Below are 16,214 nucleotides of genomic sequence, written 5' to 3' on the forward strand. Positions count from 1 at the left end.
GCCCGCCGGCCCGCCCCGCTGGAGGGCCGCCGCTACACCCCGGCCCGCCCGGCCCCGGGCCGGCCGGAGGTCCGGCAGCGCTGGCTGATCGGCGTCACCGCCGTGATCGTGCTGGTGTTCGTCGCCCGGCTCGTCCAGGTACAGGTGATCCAGGGGCCGGCGCTGGCGGCGGACGCCCAGGCGTCACGCCTGGCGACCGCCGTCACGCCCGCGCACCGCGGGGACATCACCGATGCGGACGGTGTCGTGCTGGCCACCTCCGTGGACCGCTACACGGTCATCGCCGACCCGGTCGCCATCAAGGAGTTCCGGGGGCACGGCCGTGTCGACTCGCGTGGCGAGGCCGTGCAGGACGGCGCGCTCGGCGTGGCCCAGCTCCTGGGCCCGGTCCTGAACATCCCCGACGCCGAGCTCGCCGCCGAACTGGTCGGTGATTCCCGGTACGTGGTCCTGGCCAAGGACGTGGTGCCCCGTGCCCAGCGGGCGATCGCGGAACTCGGGCTGCGTGCCTACGTCCGCACGGACCTGGTCAGCAAGCGCACCTACCCTGCGGGCACCGTGGGGGCGGGACTGCTCGGCTTCGTCGACGGCGAGCAGACGGGCCAGGCCGGTATCGAGGCCGCGTACGACGACCTGCTGGCGGGCACACCCGGCTCGGAGACCTACGAGCGCTCGCGCGACGGCCTGCGCATCCCGGCGGCGGAACAGGAGCGGACGCCGGCCGTGCCGGGGGACGACGTGCGCCTGACCCTCGTGCACGACGTGCAGTGGAAGGCGCAGGACGCCGTCGACCAGGCGGTCCGTGACACGGGTGCCGCGTACGGGATCGCCGTCGTGCAGGACGTGCGGACCGGCGAGGTGGTCGCGCTCGCCGACTCCGGCGCCCCCGACCCGAACGACCGTTCCACCGCAGCCGTGGCCGAACCGTCCAAGGCGGTCACCGCGGTGTTCGAGCCGGGTTCCACCGGCAAGGTCATCACGATGGCGGCCGCGCTGGAGACCGGCGCCTGGACGCCGGAATCGCAGTTCACGGTGCCGTACCGGTGGACCGCGCCGTCGGGCCAGACGTTCACCGACTCCCACGAGCACGCCGTCGAACGCCTGACGCTGACCGGCGTGCTCGCGGAGTCCTCGAACGTGGGAACCGTCATGGTGGGGGAGAAGATCCCGCTCCAGACGCGCCAGGACTACCTGACGAAGTTCGGGTTCGGCAGGCCGACCGGGCTCGGCCTGCCGGGGGAGTCGGCCGGGCTCATGCCGCCCGACGACGTCGAGCAGTGGGACCTGCGCACACGGGACACCGTGCTGTTCGGCCAGGGCGTCGCCGTGAACGCGATCCAGGCGACCAGCGTCTTCTCGACCGTCGCGAACGGCGGCATCCACACGCCGCCCACGCTCCTGGCCGGCACGACCGACGAGGAGGGGCAGGAGACACCTGCCCCGCGGCCGGACGGGGAGCGGGTCATCTCCACGGACACGGCCGACACGCTCCTGCACATGATGGAGGCCGTCACCGACGAGGACGGCACCGCGGTGGACGCCAACGTGCCCGGCTACCGGGTGGCGGGCAAGACCGGTACCGCGCAGATGTGGCTCGAGAACGGGCAGCAGACGTACATGGCCTCGTTCGTGGGCGTGGCACCCGCCGACGACCCCCGCTACACCGTCGGCGTCTTCCTCCGCTCGCCGCAGAGCAGCATCTACGGCGGTGACGTCGCCGCGCCCGTGTTCAGCGACGTCATGGGCTTCACCCTGCAGACGATGGACGTACCGCCGAGCGACGAGAAGTACCGGCCCCTGAAGACGACGTGGTGAGTCGCGGTGCGCCGCGGACGGGCCGGCCCCACACCGCCGCGTACGGCAGGCATGCCCGCAGACGGTAGGTTCTACCCCGTGACATCCCCGCAAGCTCGGATCCGCCCGGCAGCCGTGACACCACATCGGGCGAGCGACCTGGCCGCGGCCCTCGGAGCGCCGGTTCCCGACACGGACGCCGAGGTCACGGGCGTCGTCTCCGACAACCGTGCGGCCGGACCGGGAGATCTCTTCGTCGCCCTGCCCGGAGCCCGCGTGCACGGAGCCCGCTTCGCCGCCGACGCCGTCGCGCGCGGCGCCACGGCCGTCCTCACCGACCCGGCGGGTGCCGCTCTCCTGACCGGCACGTCGGTGCCCGTCGTCGTCGTGGCCGATCCTCGCTCCGCCGCCGGACCGGCCGCCGCCCAGGTGTACGGCGCCCCCGCCGAGCGACTCCTGACCTTCGGCCTCACCGGCACCAACGGCAAGACGACCACCACCTACCAGCTCGACCACCTGCTGCGGGCGCTGGGCCGCACCAGCGGTCTCGTCGGCACCGTCGAGACCCGCTCCGGTGACCGCGTGCTGCCCAGCGTCCTGACCACGCCCGAGGCCGCCGACCTGCAGGCCGTCCTCGCCGCCATGGTGTCCGACGGCGTCGACTCGCTCGCCATGGAGGTGTCCTCGCACGCCATCGCGCAGCACCGGGTCGACGGCATCGTCTACGACGTCGCCGGCTTCACCAACCTCACGCAGGACCACCTCGACTTCCACGGCGACCTGGACACCTACTTCGCCACCAAGGCGGAGCTGTTCACCCCCGCCCGCTCCCGCCGCGCCGTCGTCGTCGTCGACGACGAGCACGGCGCCGCTATGGCGCGCCGCGCCGAGGTTCCCGTCACCACCCTGTCCACCGGCACGGGAACCCGCCCGCTCGATCCGGCCGCCGACTGGACCGTCTCCGCCGTCGCCCCCGAGGGCACCGGGTCGGCCTTCACGATCACCCACCGCGACGGCCGGACGCTGCGCACGAGCACGGCCCTGCCCGGCGGTTACAACGTGGCCAACGCGGCGCTCGCCGTCGTCATGGTGCTGGAGTCCGGGACGGGGATCGACGCCGTCGACGAGGCGCTCCGGTCGGCCGGCGGGCTCGGCGCGACGGTGCCGGGCCGCATGGAGGTGCTGGCGAGCGCGCCGCGTGTGGTCGTCGACTTCGCGCACAACACCGAGGCGCTCGAACTCGCGCTCTCGGCGCTGCGTCCCACGACGCGCGGCCGGCTGTCGGTGGTCTTCGGCGCCACCGGGGACCGCGACCCGGGCAAGCGACCCTTCATGGGAGCGGCGGCGGTGCGCGGCGCCGACGTCGTCGTCGTGACGGACGACGACCCGCACGGCGAGGACCGTGCCGCCGTGCGTGCCGCCGTGCTCGACGGCGCGCGCGAGGCGCTCGCGGACGTCGGGCGCGAGGTCGAGCTCACCGAGGTCGCCGACCGCGCCGAGGCGATCGCGCGGGCCGTCGCGGCCGCCCGCGGCGTCGACACGGTCCTGGTCGCCGGGCGCGGCCACGAGACGATCCAGGAGATCGCGGGGGTCGACCATCATCTGGACGACCGCGAGGAGGCCCGCGCGGCACTCGCGGCATGGTCGGAGCCGGAGCCGGAGCCGGAGCCGGAGCCGGCGGGCCCGGCGGCGTCACGCCGCTCGGCCGGGCGCCCGGACGGCCGCATCGACCACGAGGGGACGAACCGGCCCGCGCGGCCGGAGTACGAGAGGACCGAGGGAGCATGATCGAGCTGACTGCGGCGCAGGTCGCCGCAGCCACCGGGGGAACGCTGCACGGGGACGCGGACGTGACGGTGACCGGACCGGTGGTCACCGATTCGCGCAAGGCGGGGCCCGGGGCGCTCTTCGTCGCCTGGCAGGGCGAGACCGCGGACGGCCACGACTTCGTCCCGGCCGCGGTGGCGGCCGGCGCCGTCGTCGTGCTGGCCGCGCGCGAGCTGCCCGGCGCGGGGGTACCCGTCGTCGTGGCGGCGGACCCGCAGCGCGCGCTGGGAGACCTGGCGCGCCACGTGCTGGCACGGGTCCGCGAGGAGAACACGGACCTGCGGGTGGTGGCGGTGACCGGCTCGGTGGGCAAGACCACCACGAAGGATCTGCTCGGTGCGCTGCTGCGGCCCGAGGGCGCCACGATCGTGCCCGCCGGGTCGCTGAACAACGAGGTCGGGCTCCCGATGACGGTGCTGGAGGTCACGCCCGCCACGCGGTTCCTCGTGCTGGAGATGGGTGCCGACGCGCCGCGCAACATCGAGTACCTCACGTCGATCGCTCCGCCCGAGGTGGGTGTCGTGCTGGCCGTGGGCGCCGCGCACGTCGGCAAGTTCGGCGGCGTCGAGGCGATCGCGCGGACCAAGGGGGAGATGGCCGAGGGCACGCGGCCGGGCGGGACCGTCGTGCTCAACGCCGACGACATGCGTGTCGCCGCGATGGCCGACCGGGTCGACCGCGCCGCGGGGACGGGCGTCGTCACCTTCGGCACGATCCCGGCGGCGGACGTCCGCGCCCAGGACGTGACGATCGGGCCGGACGGCCGCCCGTCGTTCGTGCTGCGGGTGCGCCCGTCCGTGACCGGGGCCGCCGCGCCGGTGGAGACGCCGGTGTCGCTGGCCCTGGTGGGCGAGCACCACGTGTCCAACGCGCTCGCGGCGGCCACGGTCGCGCTGCGTCTCGGTCTCGACCCGGCGGTGATCGCCGGGCGGCTCGCCGAGGCGGGCCCGGCGAGCCCGCACCGCATGGCCGTGACCGAGCGGCCCGACGGCGTCACGGTGATCGACGACGCCTACAACGCCAACCCCGACTCCATGCGCGCGGGGCTCAAGGCTCTGGCGATCATGGCCGGGCGCGAGCGGCGGTCCGTCGCGGTGCTCGGCGAGATGCTGGAGCTGGGCGACGACTCACGGGTCGCGCACCACGACGTCGGCCTGCTGGCCGTCCGGCTCAACATCAAGCTCCTCGTCGTGGTCGGCGAGGGGGCTTACCACATTCACGAGGGAGCTACCCAGGAGGGTTCCTGGGGGGAGGAGACGGTGTTCGTGCCGGACATCGAAGCGGCGGCGCACTACCTGGACCGCGAGCTGCGCTCGCGTGACGTGGTGCTCGTCAAGTCGTCACTCGGGGCCGGGCTCTGGCGCCTCGGCGATCACCTCGCCGGTACCGGCGAGAAGATCGTGGCGCGGTCCGGGCAGGAGGCCACCCGGTGATCGCGATCCTCGTCAGCGCGGCCGTCGCGCTGGTGGTGTCCCTGTTCGGCACGCCGCTGTTCATCCGCTTCCTCATCCACAAGAACTACGGCCAGTTCGTGCGGCAGGACGGACCGACCGCGCACTTCACCAAGCGCGGCACGCCCCAGATGGGCGGCGTGGTGATCATCGTCGGCACGCTCGTCGGGTTCGCGGTGTCGATGCTGGTCAGCCAGCGCCTGCCGAGCATCTCGGCGTTGCTGTGCCTGTACCTCATGGTGGGCCTCGGCTTCATCGGGTTCCTCGACGACTTCACCAAGATCCGCAAGCAGCGATCCCTCGGCCTGACGGCACGTGCCAAGCTGATCGGTCAGGGGTTCATCGGCATCTCGTTCGCGGTGCTCGCGCTCGGCTTCCCGAACGAGAACTCCCGCACGCCGGCGTCCACCAAGATCTCCTTCCTGCGCGACACGAACATCGACCTCGCGTTCTTCGGCGCGACCGTGGGCCTCATCCTCTTCGTGATCTGGGCGAACCTGCTGGTCGCGGCGTGGTCCAACGCCGTCAACATCACCGACGGCCTCGACGGTCTCGCCACCGGCGCCTCGCTCATCACGTTCGGCGCCTACGTCCTGGTCGGCGTGTGGCAGCTCAACCAGTCCTGCCAGCGCTTCGCCGCCGCGGGCCCGAGCTGCTACGAGGTGCGCGACCCGCAGGACCTCGCGATCATCGCCGCCGCCATCATGGGCGCCTGTTTCGGCTTCCTGTGGTGGAACGCGAACCCCGCGAAGATCTTCATGGGGGACACGGGGTCGCTCGCCCTCGGCGGCGCGTTCGCCGGCCTGTCGATCCTGTCCCGGACCGAGCTTCTCGCGGTGATCATCGGCGGCCTGTTCGTCATCATCGTGGCGTCGGTCCCGATCCAGATCGGGTCCCTCAAGCTGACCGGGAAGCGCGCCTTCAAGATGGCGCCGCTGCACCACCACTTCGAGCTGTCCGGGTGGGGCGAGGTGACCATCGTCATCCGGTTCTGGCTCATCGCCGGACTCTTCGCCGCGCTCGGTATGGGCATCTTCTACGCCGAATGGGTGGTGTCGTGACGCCGGAGCCGGTGTCGTCGGAGGCGGGAGGGCCGTCACCGTCCGGTGCGGGCCGCCCGGTCGTCGAACCGGACGTGCCGCTGGCGCGCGCACGCGTCGTCGTCGCCGGGTACGGCGTCACCGGCCGCGCCGTGGCGGCCGTCCTGCGGGGCCGCGCCGCGAGTGTCGTCACGGTCGACGCCCGGTCCGACGACGCCGACGTCCGCCTCCCCGCCCCGGCCGCCACCGGTCCCGCCGCCCCGTCGGCGACCACGCCGCCGTCCGCGGTGCAGGCGCCGTCACCCGGCACGACGGCGCGGTCGCAGCCCGGCGAGGTCGTGGCGCAGCTGGTGGCCGGGGCCGACCTGGTCGTGGCCTCGCCCGGGTGGCCGCCGTCGTCGCCGCTGCTCGTCGCGGCTCGCGCGGCCGGGGTGCCCGTGTGGAGCGAGATCGAGCTGGCGTGGCGGCTGCGGGTGGACCGGGCGCCGTCGGGCCGCAGTCCGGCGGCCGGACGGGGGGACGCCCGGCTCGGCCCGGCGCCGTGGCTCGCCGTCACCGGGACGAACGGCAAGACCACCACGGTCGAGATGCTGGACTCGATCCTGCGGGCCGCCGGGCTGCGGTCCGCGGCGGTCGGGAACGTGGGACGCCCGCTGATCGAGGCCGCGCTGGACCCCGCTCTCGACGTGCTCGCGGTGGAGCTGTCCAGCTTCCAGCTGCACCACACCCACACGATGGCGGCCGAGGCCGCCGCCGTGCTCAACATCGCGCCCGACCACCTCGACTGGCACGGCTCCCTCGACGCGTACGCAGCCGCCAAGGGCCGCGTCTACGAGCGCGTCCAGGTCGCCTGCGTGTACAACCGGGCCGACCCGCGCACCGAGGAGCTGGTCCGTGCGGCCGACGTCGCCGAGGGCGCGCGCGCCGTCGGGTTCGCCGCCGGTGCGCCCGGCCCGGGTGACGTGGGCCTCGTGGAGGACGTGCTCGTCGACCGCGCCTTCCATCTCCCCGCCGGCGACCCGGCCCGGCACGGCTCCGCCGCGGAGCTCGGCACGCTCGCCGACCTCGAGCACCTCGCCGGCGGCGGCGTCCCGCCCGCGCACGTGGTCGCGAACGCCCTCGCCGCGGCCGCTCTGGCACGCGCCCACGGTGTCCCGGCCACCGCCGTGCGGGACGGCCTGCGCGCCTTCACACCCGGCGACCACCGGATCCAGCCCGTGGCCCGGATCGGCGACGTCGCGTACGTGAACGACTCCAAGGCGACCAACGCGCACGCCGCCGCGGCCTCGCTCGCCGGGTTCCCGCACGGCACCGTCGTGTGGGTGGCCGGGGGGCTGGCCAAGGGCGCCGACTTCGACGAGCTCGTCGCCACCCGTGCGGACCGGCTCCGGGCGGCGGTCGTCATCGGGGCCGACGCCGAGCCCCTCTCGGGCGCGCTGGAGCGACACGCGTCCGAGATCCCCGTGGTGCGGATCGATCCCGGAGACACTGGGACCGTGATGCGGCGGGCCGTGGCCGCCGCCCGAGGCCTGGCCCGGGCGGGGGACACGGTGCTCCTGGCCCCCGCCGGCGCGTCGATGGACCAGTTCGCCTCCTACGCGGAGCGCGGCGCGGCGTTCGCCGCCGCGGTGCGCCAGGAGATCGAGCGGGACGACGCTCGCGGCGGCGCGGACCACGGGGCCGGGGATCGTCACTGACGAAGCGAGGGGAGCATGGCGACGACGTCGGCCGGGCGCACGCGTGGCGAGCGCGAGTGGCTGGGCCAGTGGAACAACGCCGTGACGAGCTACTTCCTGCTCGTCGGCGCCACCGGTCTGCTCACCGTCATCGGGCTCGTCATGGTGCTGTCCAGTTCCGCGGTCACGTCGATCGCGGACGGCGACTCCCCGTACCGGGACTTCGTCACCCAGGCGCAGTACGCGCTCATGGGCCTGCCGGTGATGGCCGCCGCCACGCGCGTGCCCGTGCGCTGGTACAAGCGGCTCGCGCTGCCCGCCCTGCTGGCCGCCGTCGCCCTGCTGCTCCTCGTGATCTTCCTCGGCGAGATCCGTAACGGCCAGCAGAACTGGCTCGTCGTCGGGCCGGTCAGCTTCCAGCCGTCCGAGCTCGCGAAGCTGGCCCTCGCGCTCTGGCTCGGCACCGTCCTCGGGCGCAAGCAGGCGCTGCTGGGCTCCTGGTCGCACGCGATCATGCCCGCGGTACCGGGCGCCGCCGTCGTCCTCGGGCTGGTCCTGGCCGGAGGGGACGTCGGGACGGCGATCGTCATCGGCCTGCTCGTCGCCGGCGCCTTCATCGTGGCCGGCGTACCCGCCGGGCTCCTGGGGCTCGGCGCGGCGGTGGCCGCCGTCGTCGGCTACGTGTTCGTGGTGCTCCAGGAGAGCCAGGACCGGCTGCAGCGCATCCTGGCCACCTACGGCGCCGACTGCGACGTGTCGAGCGAGTGCTACCAGTCGCTGCACGGACTGTTCGGCCTCGGCACGGGCGGGCTGTGGGGCGTCGGTCTCGGCGCCAGCCGGGAGAAGTGGTCCTACCTGCCCGAGGCGCACAACGACTTCATCTTCGCTGTGATCGGCGAGGAGCTGGGCCTGCTCGGCACACTGCTCGTGCTGGGCCTCTTCGCGGTCCTCGGGCTCGCGATGAGCCGGATCGTGCGACGCCACCCCGACCCGTTCGTCAAGGTCACGACGGCGGCCGTGGCGTGCTGGATCGTGGGCCAGGGACTGGTGAACATCGGGGTGGTGATCGGGCTCCTGCCGGTGATCGGCGTGCCGCTGCCCCTGGTGTCCGCGGGCGGGTCCGCCCTCATCACGACGATGGGGGCACTCGGGATGGTGATCTCGTTCGCGCGGACCGAGCCCGGGGCTTCGGAGGCGCTCGCCGCACGCGGTAGCGTCGTCCGCAGGTCGCTGGCCGTGCTCGGCACAGCGGCGAGAAGGAGACGATGACGAGGTGGAACTGAGTTGACCCAGACAAACGTCCGGTCGGTGGTGCTCGCCGGTGGCGGGACCGCAGGACACGTGAACCCCCTGCTCGCCGTGGCGGACGAGATCCGCCGCCGCGAGCCCGAGGCCCGGCTGCTCGCCCTGGGCACCGCGACCGGCCTGGAGGCGGAACTGGTCCCCTCCCGCGGGTACGAGCTGCGGCACGTGCCGCGGGTGCCCCTGCCCCGCAAGCCCTCGACCGATCTCTTCGCGCTGCCCGGCCGGCTGCGCGAGGCCGTGCGCGCGGCCGAGGCCGCCATCGAGGAGATCGACGCCCAGGCGGTGGTCGGGTTCGGCGGCTACGTGTCGACCCCCGCCTACCTCGCCGCCCGCCGCAAGGACGTCCCCGTGGTCGTCCACGAGCAGAACGCGCGTCCCGGTCTCGCCAACAAGCTCGGCTCCCGCTGGGCCGCGCGGGTCGGCCTGACGTTCCCCGGGACCGCGCTCAAGGGCGGTGTCCTGACCGGCCTGCCGCTGCGCGCCGAGATCGCCCGCCTCGTCGACGAGCGCGCGGCCGACGCCGCCGGGACCCGCGCCCGCGCCGCCGCCGCCCTCGGCCTCGACCCGGCACGGCCCACCCTGGTCGTGACCGGAGGCTCCCTCGGCGCCCTCAGCCTCAACCGCGCCGTCGGCGGCGCCGCGCGGGCCATCACGGCCACCGGCGCCCAGGTGCTCCACCTGACCGGCAAGGAGAAGGACGGGCCCGTGCGCGAGATCGCCACCGCGCTGCCCGGCGAGTCCGCGGCCCGCTACCAGGTGCGCGACTACCTCGCCGAGATGCAGCTCGCGCTCGCCGTCGCCGACGTCGTGGTGTGCCGCGCGGGCGCCGGCACGGTGAGCGAACTGGCCGCCCTCGGTATCCCCGCCGTCTACGTGCCGCTGCCGATCGGCAACGGCGAGCAGCGCCTCAACGCCGCTCCCGTCGTCCAGGCCGGCGGCGGGCTTCTCGTGGACGACGCCGACCTCACCCCGGACTGGGTGGCCGGCACGATCCCCGCCCTCCTCGGCGACCCCGAGCGGCTCGGCGTCATGGCGAAGGGCGCGGCGACCGCCGGCGTGCGCGACGGCGCCGCCCGGGTCGTCGACCTCGTCGCGGAGGCGATCGCGTGACCCACGCCGTCGCCGACCTCGGCCGCGTGCACATGATCGGCATCGGCGGTGCCGGCATGTCCGTCATCGCGCACCTGCTGCACGCCCGTGGCGTACCGGTGCGCGGATCCGACGGCGCGGACTCCGCCGCCGTCGCCCGGCTGCGCGCGGCGGGCGTCCCGGTCTGGGTGGGACACGACGCCACGCACGTCACCGGTGAGGACGGCGACGGCAACGGGCCGGCGGACACCGTCGTCGTCTCCAGCGCGGTGCGTGAGAGCAATCCGGAGCTCGCCGCCGCCCGTGCCGCCGGGCTGCCGGTACTGCACCGCTCCGAGGCGCTCGCGGCCCTGATGGCCGGCGGGCGGGGGGTGGCCGTGGCCGGCGCCGCGGGCAAGACCACGACGTCGGCCATGCTCGCCGCCGTGCTGCGGGAGGCCGGGGCCGACCCGTCGTACGCGATCGGCAGCACCGTGCGCACGGCCGACGGCGAGACGCCCGGTGGGCATCTCGGCTCGTCGGACATCCTCGTGGCCGAGGCGGACGAGTCCGACGGCTCCTTCCTCAACTACGAGCCGGTCGTCTCGGTCGTCACGAACGTCGAGCCGGACCACCTCGACCACTGGGGTACGGCCGAGGCCATCCACGCGGCGTTCGTCGAGTTCGCGGGCCGGCTCGCACCGGGCGGGACGCTGGTCGCGTGCGCCGACGACGACGGCTCGCGGGCGGTCGCGCGGGAAGTGGCCGAGGCCGGTGGCCGGGTCGTCACCTACGGCAGGTCCGACGACGCCGCGGTGCGGGTCGGCGACCTGGTCACCGGTGCGGACGGCTCGACCGCGTCCCTGCACGGCGCGCTGCTCGGCCCCGAGCCGCTCACCCTGCGGCTGACGGTGCCCGGCCGGCACAACGTGCTCAACGCCACGGCGGCCGTCGTCGCCGCCGTGCTGCTGGGCGTGGCCCCGGCCGAGGCCGTCGCCGCGGCCCGGGCCTTCGTCGGTACCGGCCGGAGGTTCGAGCCGAAGGGCGAGGCGGGCGGGGTGCGTGTGGTCGACGACTACGCGCACCATCCCACGAAGGTGGCCGCGCTCCTGGAGGCCGCGCGGACGGTGGCCGCGCCCGGACGGGTGCTGGTGCTCTTCCAGCCGCACCTGTACTCGCGTACCCGGGACTTCGCGGCCGACTTCGCCAGGGTGCTCTCCCTGGCGGACGAGGTCGTCGTCACCGGTGTGTACGCGGCGCGCGAGGACCCGGACCCGGCGGTGGGCCCGCAGACCGTCACCGGGCTCATGTCACGGGCCACCGCGCACGCGGTGGACGACATGCACGAGGCGGCGCGCGTGGTGGCGGATCTGGCCCGGCCGGGCGATCTGGTGCTCACCGTCGGCGCGGGGGACGTCACGATCCTCGGGCCGGAGATCCTGGCCCGGCTCACCGAGCGCGCCGCGGCCGGGCAGCTGCGTGCCGTGGGAAGCCCGCGCGGATGAGACCGCCGCAACCGCCGACGAAGGGCGCAGCGCAGGGTGGGGGCCGAGGGACGAGGCGCGCGCCCGGAGCGGAGCACGAGGAGTCGGTGGGCAGGGGGCAACCGCCGACGAAGGGCGCAGCGCAGGGTGGGGGCCGAGGGACGAGGCGCGCGCCCGGAGCGGAGCACGAGGAGCGGGCCGCGTCCGCGCGGCCCGCCGACGGCCCGGGCGTGGTGGCGGACCGGTCTGCTTCCTCGACGGGACCGGTGAGCATGGTCGACCGGCTCGCCGAGCGTGACGCGGAGCGCAGGGCGATGGCGCGCACGCGCTTCTGGCGCGGCGCCGCCTGGGCGGTGGGGGGCGCCGCGGTGGCCGTGGCGGTGGGCTGGCTGGCCTTCTTCTCGCCGCTCCTGGCGCTCGACCCGGCGCGGGTGACGGTCTCGGGCGAGGGGACGACGATCGACGTCGGCGAGGTTCGCGACGAGATCGTTCCGGAGCGGGGTGTGCCGCTGCCCCGGCTGGACACCGTGGCGCTGCGGGAGCGGGTCCTGGGGCTGAGCGGTGTCAAGGACGTGCGGATCATGCGCGACTGGCCGCGGGGGCTGACCGTGGAGCTCACGTCGCGCGAGCCGGTGGTCGCGGTGCCGGACGGCGGTGCGTACGCGCTGCTCGACGAGGACGCCGTGCGCGTCGGGACGGTGGCGTCGCCGACGGACGTGCCGGTGGTCAGCGCGCCGCTGTCGGACGACGCCCGTTCACGGGCCGCGCTGTTCGCCGCGCTGGACGTCATGGCGGCGTTGCCGCCGGGCCTCGCCGGCAAGGTCGCGTCCGTCACGGCCGACACGCAGGACGACGTCCGTACCCGGCTCGACGACGGTACGGCGGTGGTGTGGGGGAGCGGCGACCGGCTGGAGCTGAAGGCGCGTGTCGTGACCACTCTGCGCAAGGCGGAGCCGGACGCGCGCGTGATCGACGTCTCGTCGCCGGACCTTCCGGTCACTCGCTGAGCTCTCCCCGCGGCGACGTGGGGCCGGCGGAATCACATCGGTGTCATTCGAGCGTGCATCGTGGCGCGACACGCGCGACGATGTTCTTGGACCGGCAGTGGTACGCACATACCGTCGGAGTCAGCAGCAACGTGACATAACACTAACCCTCTACCTTAACCTGAGACTTTCTCGGGGACCAGGGGGCGAGGTCGCAAGGACCCGGATCGAAAGGCGACGACGTGGCAACTCCGCAGAACTACCTGGCAGTGATCAAGGTGGTCGGTATCGGTGGCGGTGGTGTGAACGCCGTCAACCGCATGATCGAGGTCGGCCTCAAGGGCGTCGAGTTCATCGCGATCAACACCGACGCACAGGCGCTCCTCATGTCCGATGCCGACGTCAAGCTCGACGTCGGTCGCGAGCTCACCCGCGGTCTGGGCGCCGGCGCCGATCCCGAGGTGGGCAAGAAGGCGGCCGAGGACCACGCCGAGGAGATCGAGGACGTGCTGCGCGGTGCGGACATGGTCTTCGTCACGGCCGGTGAGGGCGGTGGCACGGGCACGGGTGGCGCGCCCGTGGTGGCCCGCATCGCGCGGTCGCTCGGCGCCCTGACGGTCGGTGTCGTGACCCGTCCCTTCACCTTCGAGGGGCGCCGCCGCGCCGTCCAGGCCGATCAGGGCATCGAGAACCTGCGCGACGAGGTCGACACGCTGATCGTCATCCCGAACGACCGGCTGCTGTCGATGTCCGACCGCAACGTGTCCGCGATCTCCGCCTTCCACTCGGCCGACCAGGTGCTGCACTCCGGCGTCCAGGGCATCACCGACCTCATCACCACGCCGGGCCTGATCAACCTCGACTTCGCCGACGTGAAGTCGGTCATGCAGGGCGCCGGGTCCGCGCTCATGGGCATCGGTTCGGCCCGCGGCGAGGACCGGGCCGTGCAGGCCGCCGAGCTGGCGATCTCCTCGCCGCTGCTGGAGGCGTCGATCGACGGAGCCCACGGCGTGCTGCTCTCGATCCAGGGCGGCAGCGACCTTGGGCTGTTCGAGGTGCACGAGGCCGCGCGCCTGGTGCAGGAGGCCGCGCACCCGGAGGCGAACATCATCTTCGGTACGGTCATCGACGACGCCCTGGGCGACGAGGTGCGGGTCACCGTCATCGCCGCCGGGTTCGACGGTGGTGTCCCGCAGCAGCGCAAGGACTCCGGCGCGCTCGGCACCGTGGCCGGCGGGCGTTCGTCCGCCCCTGCCACGGCGCAGGTCCCGGCCGTCACGTCCGACGCCGCCCGCCGGGCGCCGGACCCCGTGCCGGCGCCGCCCGGCGACGACCGGCCCGCGTCGTTCCCGCCCGCCGCGGTGACCACGCTGCCCCACGTCGTGACGGACGACGGCGGGGACGACGTGCCGGAGAGCCTGGACGAGCCCGCCGTGGTGGTCTCACCCTCTTTCGACCGGCGCGACGCCGAGGGCGCGCCGGTCGGTGGGTCGCGGGTCGAGGTCCCGCCGCTGTTCGACGAGTCCTCGCGCCGCACGGTCGACGAGCTCGACGTGCCGGACTTCCTGAAGTGACCCGGTGACCCGGACCGCCTCGTAGGCTCCCGTCCATGACCGCGGACACCGGCATCGGCACGATCCCCGTCGACCTCGGCGCGGGGGTCCGTGCGTTCTTCACCACGGCGTCCGGCGGAGTCTCCCCCGAGCCGTGGGCGAGGCCGGGGGGATCCGGGCTCAACCTCGGACTCAACGTGTCCGACGACGCGGGACGCGTCCGGAGGAACCGCGCCCTGGTCGGCGCGCTCCTGGGCGGGCTCCCGCTGGCGTTCGCCACCCAGGTGCACTCGGCCCGGGCGATACCGCTCGGCCCCGAGGAGCACGCGCGGTGGCGCACCGACACCGCCCCCGACACGGCGGGTGAGGGCGATGCGCTCGTGACGGCCGAGCGAGGTCTGGGGCTCGGCGTCCTGGTCGCGGACTGCGTGCCTGTCCTGCTCGCCGATCCCGGTGCGGGCGTGGTCGGCGTCGCGCACGCGGGACGCAAGGGCACCGCCGCCGGCGTGGTGCTGCGCGCACTGGGATCCATGGCCGAGCGTGGCGCCCGGCCGGACCGGACACGTGCCGTGGTGGGGCCCGCGGTGTGCGGGCGCTGCTACGAGGTGCCCGAGGAACTTCGTGACGAGGTCGCCGCCGTGGTGCCCGGTGCCTTCGCCGAGACGGCCTGGGGGACGCCGTCGCTCGACCTGCCCGCTGCCGTCGGCGCCCAGCTGTCCGGGGCCGGCGTCGACGTGACACGCGTCGAGCGCTGCACGCTCGAGGACGAGGAGTTCTTCTCCCACCGGCGCGCGACCGCTCGCGGCACCACCACGGGCCGGCAGGCGGGCATCGTCGCCCTGGTCTGATCGGCCGGCGGGGCAGTGTCAGCCACCCCGGCTACCGTTCGAGCCATGACCTGCGGAAGCACAGCCATGTAATTTCACTGGGCATGTGTTGAACAACTTTGGCAAAGTTGGTCACGGCACGGCGTGTCGCGCTTCGGTGTCGGAACGCGCCAGGCTACTTTTGTCAAGCCGCACGAGTCGTGCGGCCACACGCAGGCAGACCGGATAGCGGAGAAGGAACTCGCAAGAGGGCGACGAACGGAGAGAGCGATGGCCGGAGCGCTTCGAAAGACCATGCTGTATCTGGGCCTCGCCGACGAGCAGGGCGAGCGGGACGCGTACTACGACGAGTACGAGGACGTGGAGGAGACCGTGCAGGACCACCGACACGCCCAGGTGACGCCGCTGCACCCGGACGGTGCGCCCGGCGACGTCCCGCTGTCCACGTCGGAGCTGCGCCGGATCACCACCGTGCACCCGCGCTCGTACAACGACGCGCGGATGATCGGTGAGGCGTTCCGTTCGGGCACCCCGGTGATCATGAACCTCACCGACATGGACGACGCCGACGCCAAGCGTCTGGTCGACTTCTCGGCCGGTCTGATCTTCGGGCTGCACGGCTCCATCGACCGCGTGACCAACAAGGTCTTCCTGCTGTCGCCGGAGCACGTGGAGATCGCGGGCGAGGAGCACGTGGCCCAGCCGCCCGCCACGAGCAAGGGCGGTTTCTACAACCAGAGCTGACGACCTCTCCGCGGGTCCTCTCCCTCCGGTCGAGCGCGCCGGGCATCCTTCGCGAGGCCCGGCGCGCTCGGTGCGTCCGGGAGTCGTCCGGCGCGCTGGTACCGCATCGTGGTGCCCGTCGCGTAGGTTGGTCTCGTGGCTCTGTTCTGGGGAATCATCGACTTCGCGTTGTTCGCGTTCCTGCTCCTCCTCATCGGGCGGCTGATCTTCGACTGGGTGCAGTACTTCGCCCGCGACTGGCGGCCGTCCGGCGTGGTGCTCGTGATCGCCGAGGCGATCTACACCGTGACCGATCCGCCCCTGCGGGTCCTGCGGCGGGTCATCCCTCCGCTGCGGCTGGGCTCCGTGCAGTTGGACCTTGCTTTCATGGTGCTCTTTTTTCTGGTGGTTATTGCCCAGTCGATCGTGCGGAACCTCGCGGCGGCAACGATGTGAGTGTGACCCTCGTCATGCGACGAT

The 16,214-nt window shown here is 73.7% G+C and carries 13 protein-coding genes; all 13 read left to right on the forward strand.

The genetic code is table 11. The features are described from left to right. A partial coding sequence (locus tag J0911_RS01510; protein WP_207273635.1) for a peptidoglycan D,D-transpeptidase FtsI family protein occupies positions 1 to 1,815 on the forward strand: 1,815 nt, incomplete at its 5' end. 78 nt (positions 1,816 to 1,893) lie between these two features. After that, a complete protein-coding gene (locus J0911_RS01515; RefSeq protein ID WP_207273636.1) occupies positions 1,894 to 3,582 on the forward strand; it encodes a UDP-N-acetylmuramoyl-L-alanyl-D-glutamate--2,6-diaminopimelate ligase in 1,689 nt (562 codons plus the stop codon). Then, complete coding sequence (locus tag J0911_RS01520) at positions 3,579 to 5,054, forward strand: UDP-N-acetylmuramoyl-tripeptide--D-alanyl-D-alanine ligase (RefSeq protein ID WP_207273637.1); 1,476 nt, start codon at positions 3,579 to 3,581, stop codon at positions 5,052 to 5,054. Before J0911_RS01515 ends, J0911_RS01520 begins: the two co-directional genes overlap by 4 nt. After that, positions 5,051 to 6,133 carry a phospho-N-acetylmuramoyl-pentapeptide-transferase gene (gene mraY, locus J0911_RS01525; RefSeq protein ID WP_207273638.1) on the forward strand — a complete coding sequence of 361 codons (1,083 nt, stop codon included), beginning with the start codon at positions 5,051 to 5,053 and terminating at the stop codon, positions 6,131 to 6,133. Before J0911_RS01520 ends, mraY begins: the two co-directional genes overlap by 4 nt. Positions 6,134 to 6,207: 74 nt before the next feature. Then, entirely contained in the window at positions 6,208 to 7,809 is a 1,602-nt protein-coding gene (murD, locus tag J0911_RS01530; RefSeq protein WP_307864864.1) for a UDP-N-acetylmuramoyl-L-alanine--D-glutamate ligase, read from the forward strand. Between the two features lie 15 nt (positions 7,810 to 7,824). Further along, complete coding sequence (gene ftsW / locus J0911_RS01535; RefSeq protein ID WP_207273640.1) at positions 7,825 to 9,057, forward strand: putative lipid II flippase FtsW; 1,233 nt, start codon at positions 7,825 to 7,827, stop codon at positions 9,055 to 9,057. A gap of 15 nt (positions 9,058 to 9,072) precedes the next feature. Continuing rightward, positions 9,073 to 10,203 carry an undecaprenyldiphospho-muramoylpentapeptide beta-N-acetylglucosaminyltransferase gene (gene murG, locus J0911_RS01540; protein WP_207273641.1) on the forward strand — a complete coding sequence of 377 codons (1,131 nt, stop codon included), beginning with the start codon at positions 9,073 to 9,075 and terminating at the stop codon, positions 10,201 to 10,203. Next, positions 10,200 to 11,666, forward strand: a complete 1,467-nt coding sequence (murC, locus tag J0911_RS01545) for a UDP-N-acetylmuramate--L-alanine ligase (protein WP_307864857.1) — start codon at positions 10,200 to 10,202, stop codon at positions 11,664 to 11,666. The genes murG and murC overlap by 4 nt, the downstream gene beginning before the upstream one ends. A gap of 251 nt (positions 11,667 to 11,917) precedes the next feature. Beyond that, on the forward strand, positions 11,918 to 12,652 hold the full coding sequence (locus tag J0911_RS01550; RefSeq protein ID WP_242636139.1) for a cell division protein FtsQ/DivIB: 735 nt from the start codon (positions 11,918 to 11,920) through the stop codon (positions 12,650 to 12,652). Positions 12,653 to 12,873: 221 nt separating this feature from the next. Further along, positions 12,874 to 14,205: a cell division protein FtsZ gene (gene ftsZ / locus J0911_RS01555; RefSeq protein WP_207273643.1), complete on the forward strand. Its 1,332-nt coding sequence runs from the start codon at positions 12,874 to 12,876 to the stop codon at positions 14,203 to 14,205. A gap of 35 nt (positions 14,206 to 14,240) precedes the next feature. After that, complete coding sequence (locus J0911_RS01560) at positions 14,241 to 15,032, forward strand: purine nucleoside phosphorylase YfiH/LACC1 family protein (RefSeq protein WP_207273644.1); 792 nt, start codon at positions 14,241 to 14,243, stop codon at positions 15,030 to 15,032. Positions 15,033 to 15,281: 249 nt separating this feature from the next. Next, entirely contained in the window at positions 15,282 to 15,755 is a 474-nt protein-coding gene (locus tag J0911_RS01565; RefSeq protein ID WP_207273645.1) for a cell division protein SepF, read from the forward strand. A gap of 135 nt (positions 15,756 to 15,890) precedes the next feature. Next, the gene (locus J0911_RS01570) at positions 15,891 to 16,190 is read left to right on the forward strand and encodes a YggT family protein (protein ID WP_207273646.1); all 300 of its coding nucleotides are present in this window, start codon (positions 15,891 to 15,893) and stop codon (positions 16,188 to 16,190) included. Positions 16,191 to 16,214: the final 24 nt, after the last annotated feature.

Origin of the sequence: Myceligenerans salitolerans (assembly GCF_017349295.1) — a bacterium.
GTDB classification, from domain to species: Bacteria; Actinomycetota; Actinomycetes; order Actinomycetales; family Cellulomonadaceae; genus Myceligenerans; species Myceligenerans salitolerans.

Coding starts and splice junctions, on each gene's coding strand:
- J0911_RS01520 (WP_207273637.1), top strand. CDS start 3,579: ATGATCGAGCTGACTGCGGCGCAGGTCGCCGCAGCCACCGGGGGAACG.
- ftsW (WP_207273640.1), top strand. CDS start 7,825: ATGGCGACGACGTCGGCCGGGCGCACGCGTGGCGAGCGCGAGTGGCTG.
- J0911_RS01550 (WP_242636139.1), top strand. CDS start 11,918: ATGGTCGACCGGCTCGCCGAGCGTGACGCGGAGCGCAGGGCGATGGCG.
- J0911_RS01560 (WP_207273644.1), top strand. CDS start 14,241: ATGACCGCGGACACCGGCATCGGCACGATCCCCGTCGACCTCGGCGCG.
- J0911_RS01565 (WP_207273645.1), top strand. CDS start 15,282: ATGGCCGGAGCGCTTCGAAAGACCATGCTGTATCTGGGCCTCGCCGAC.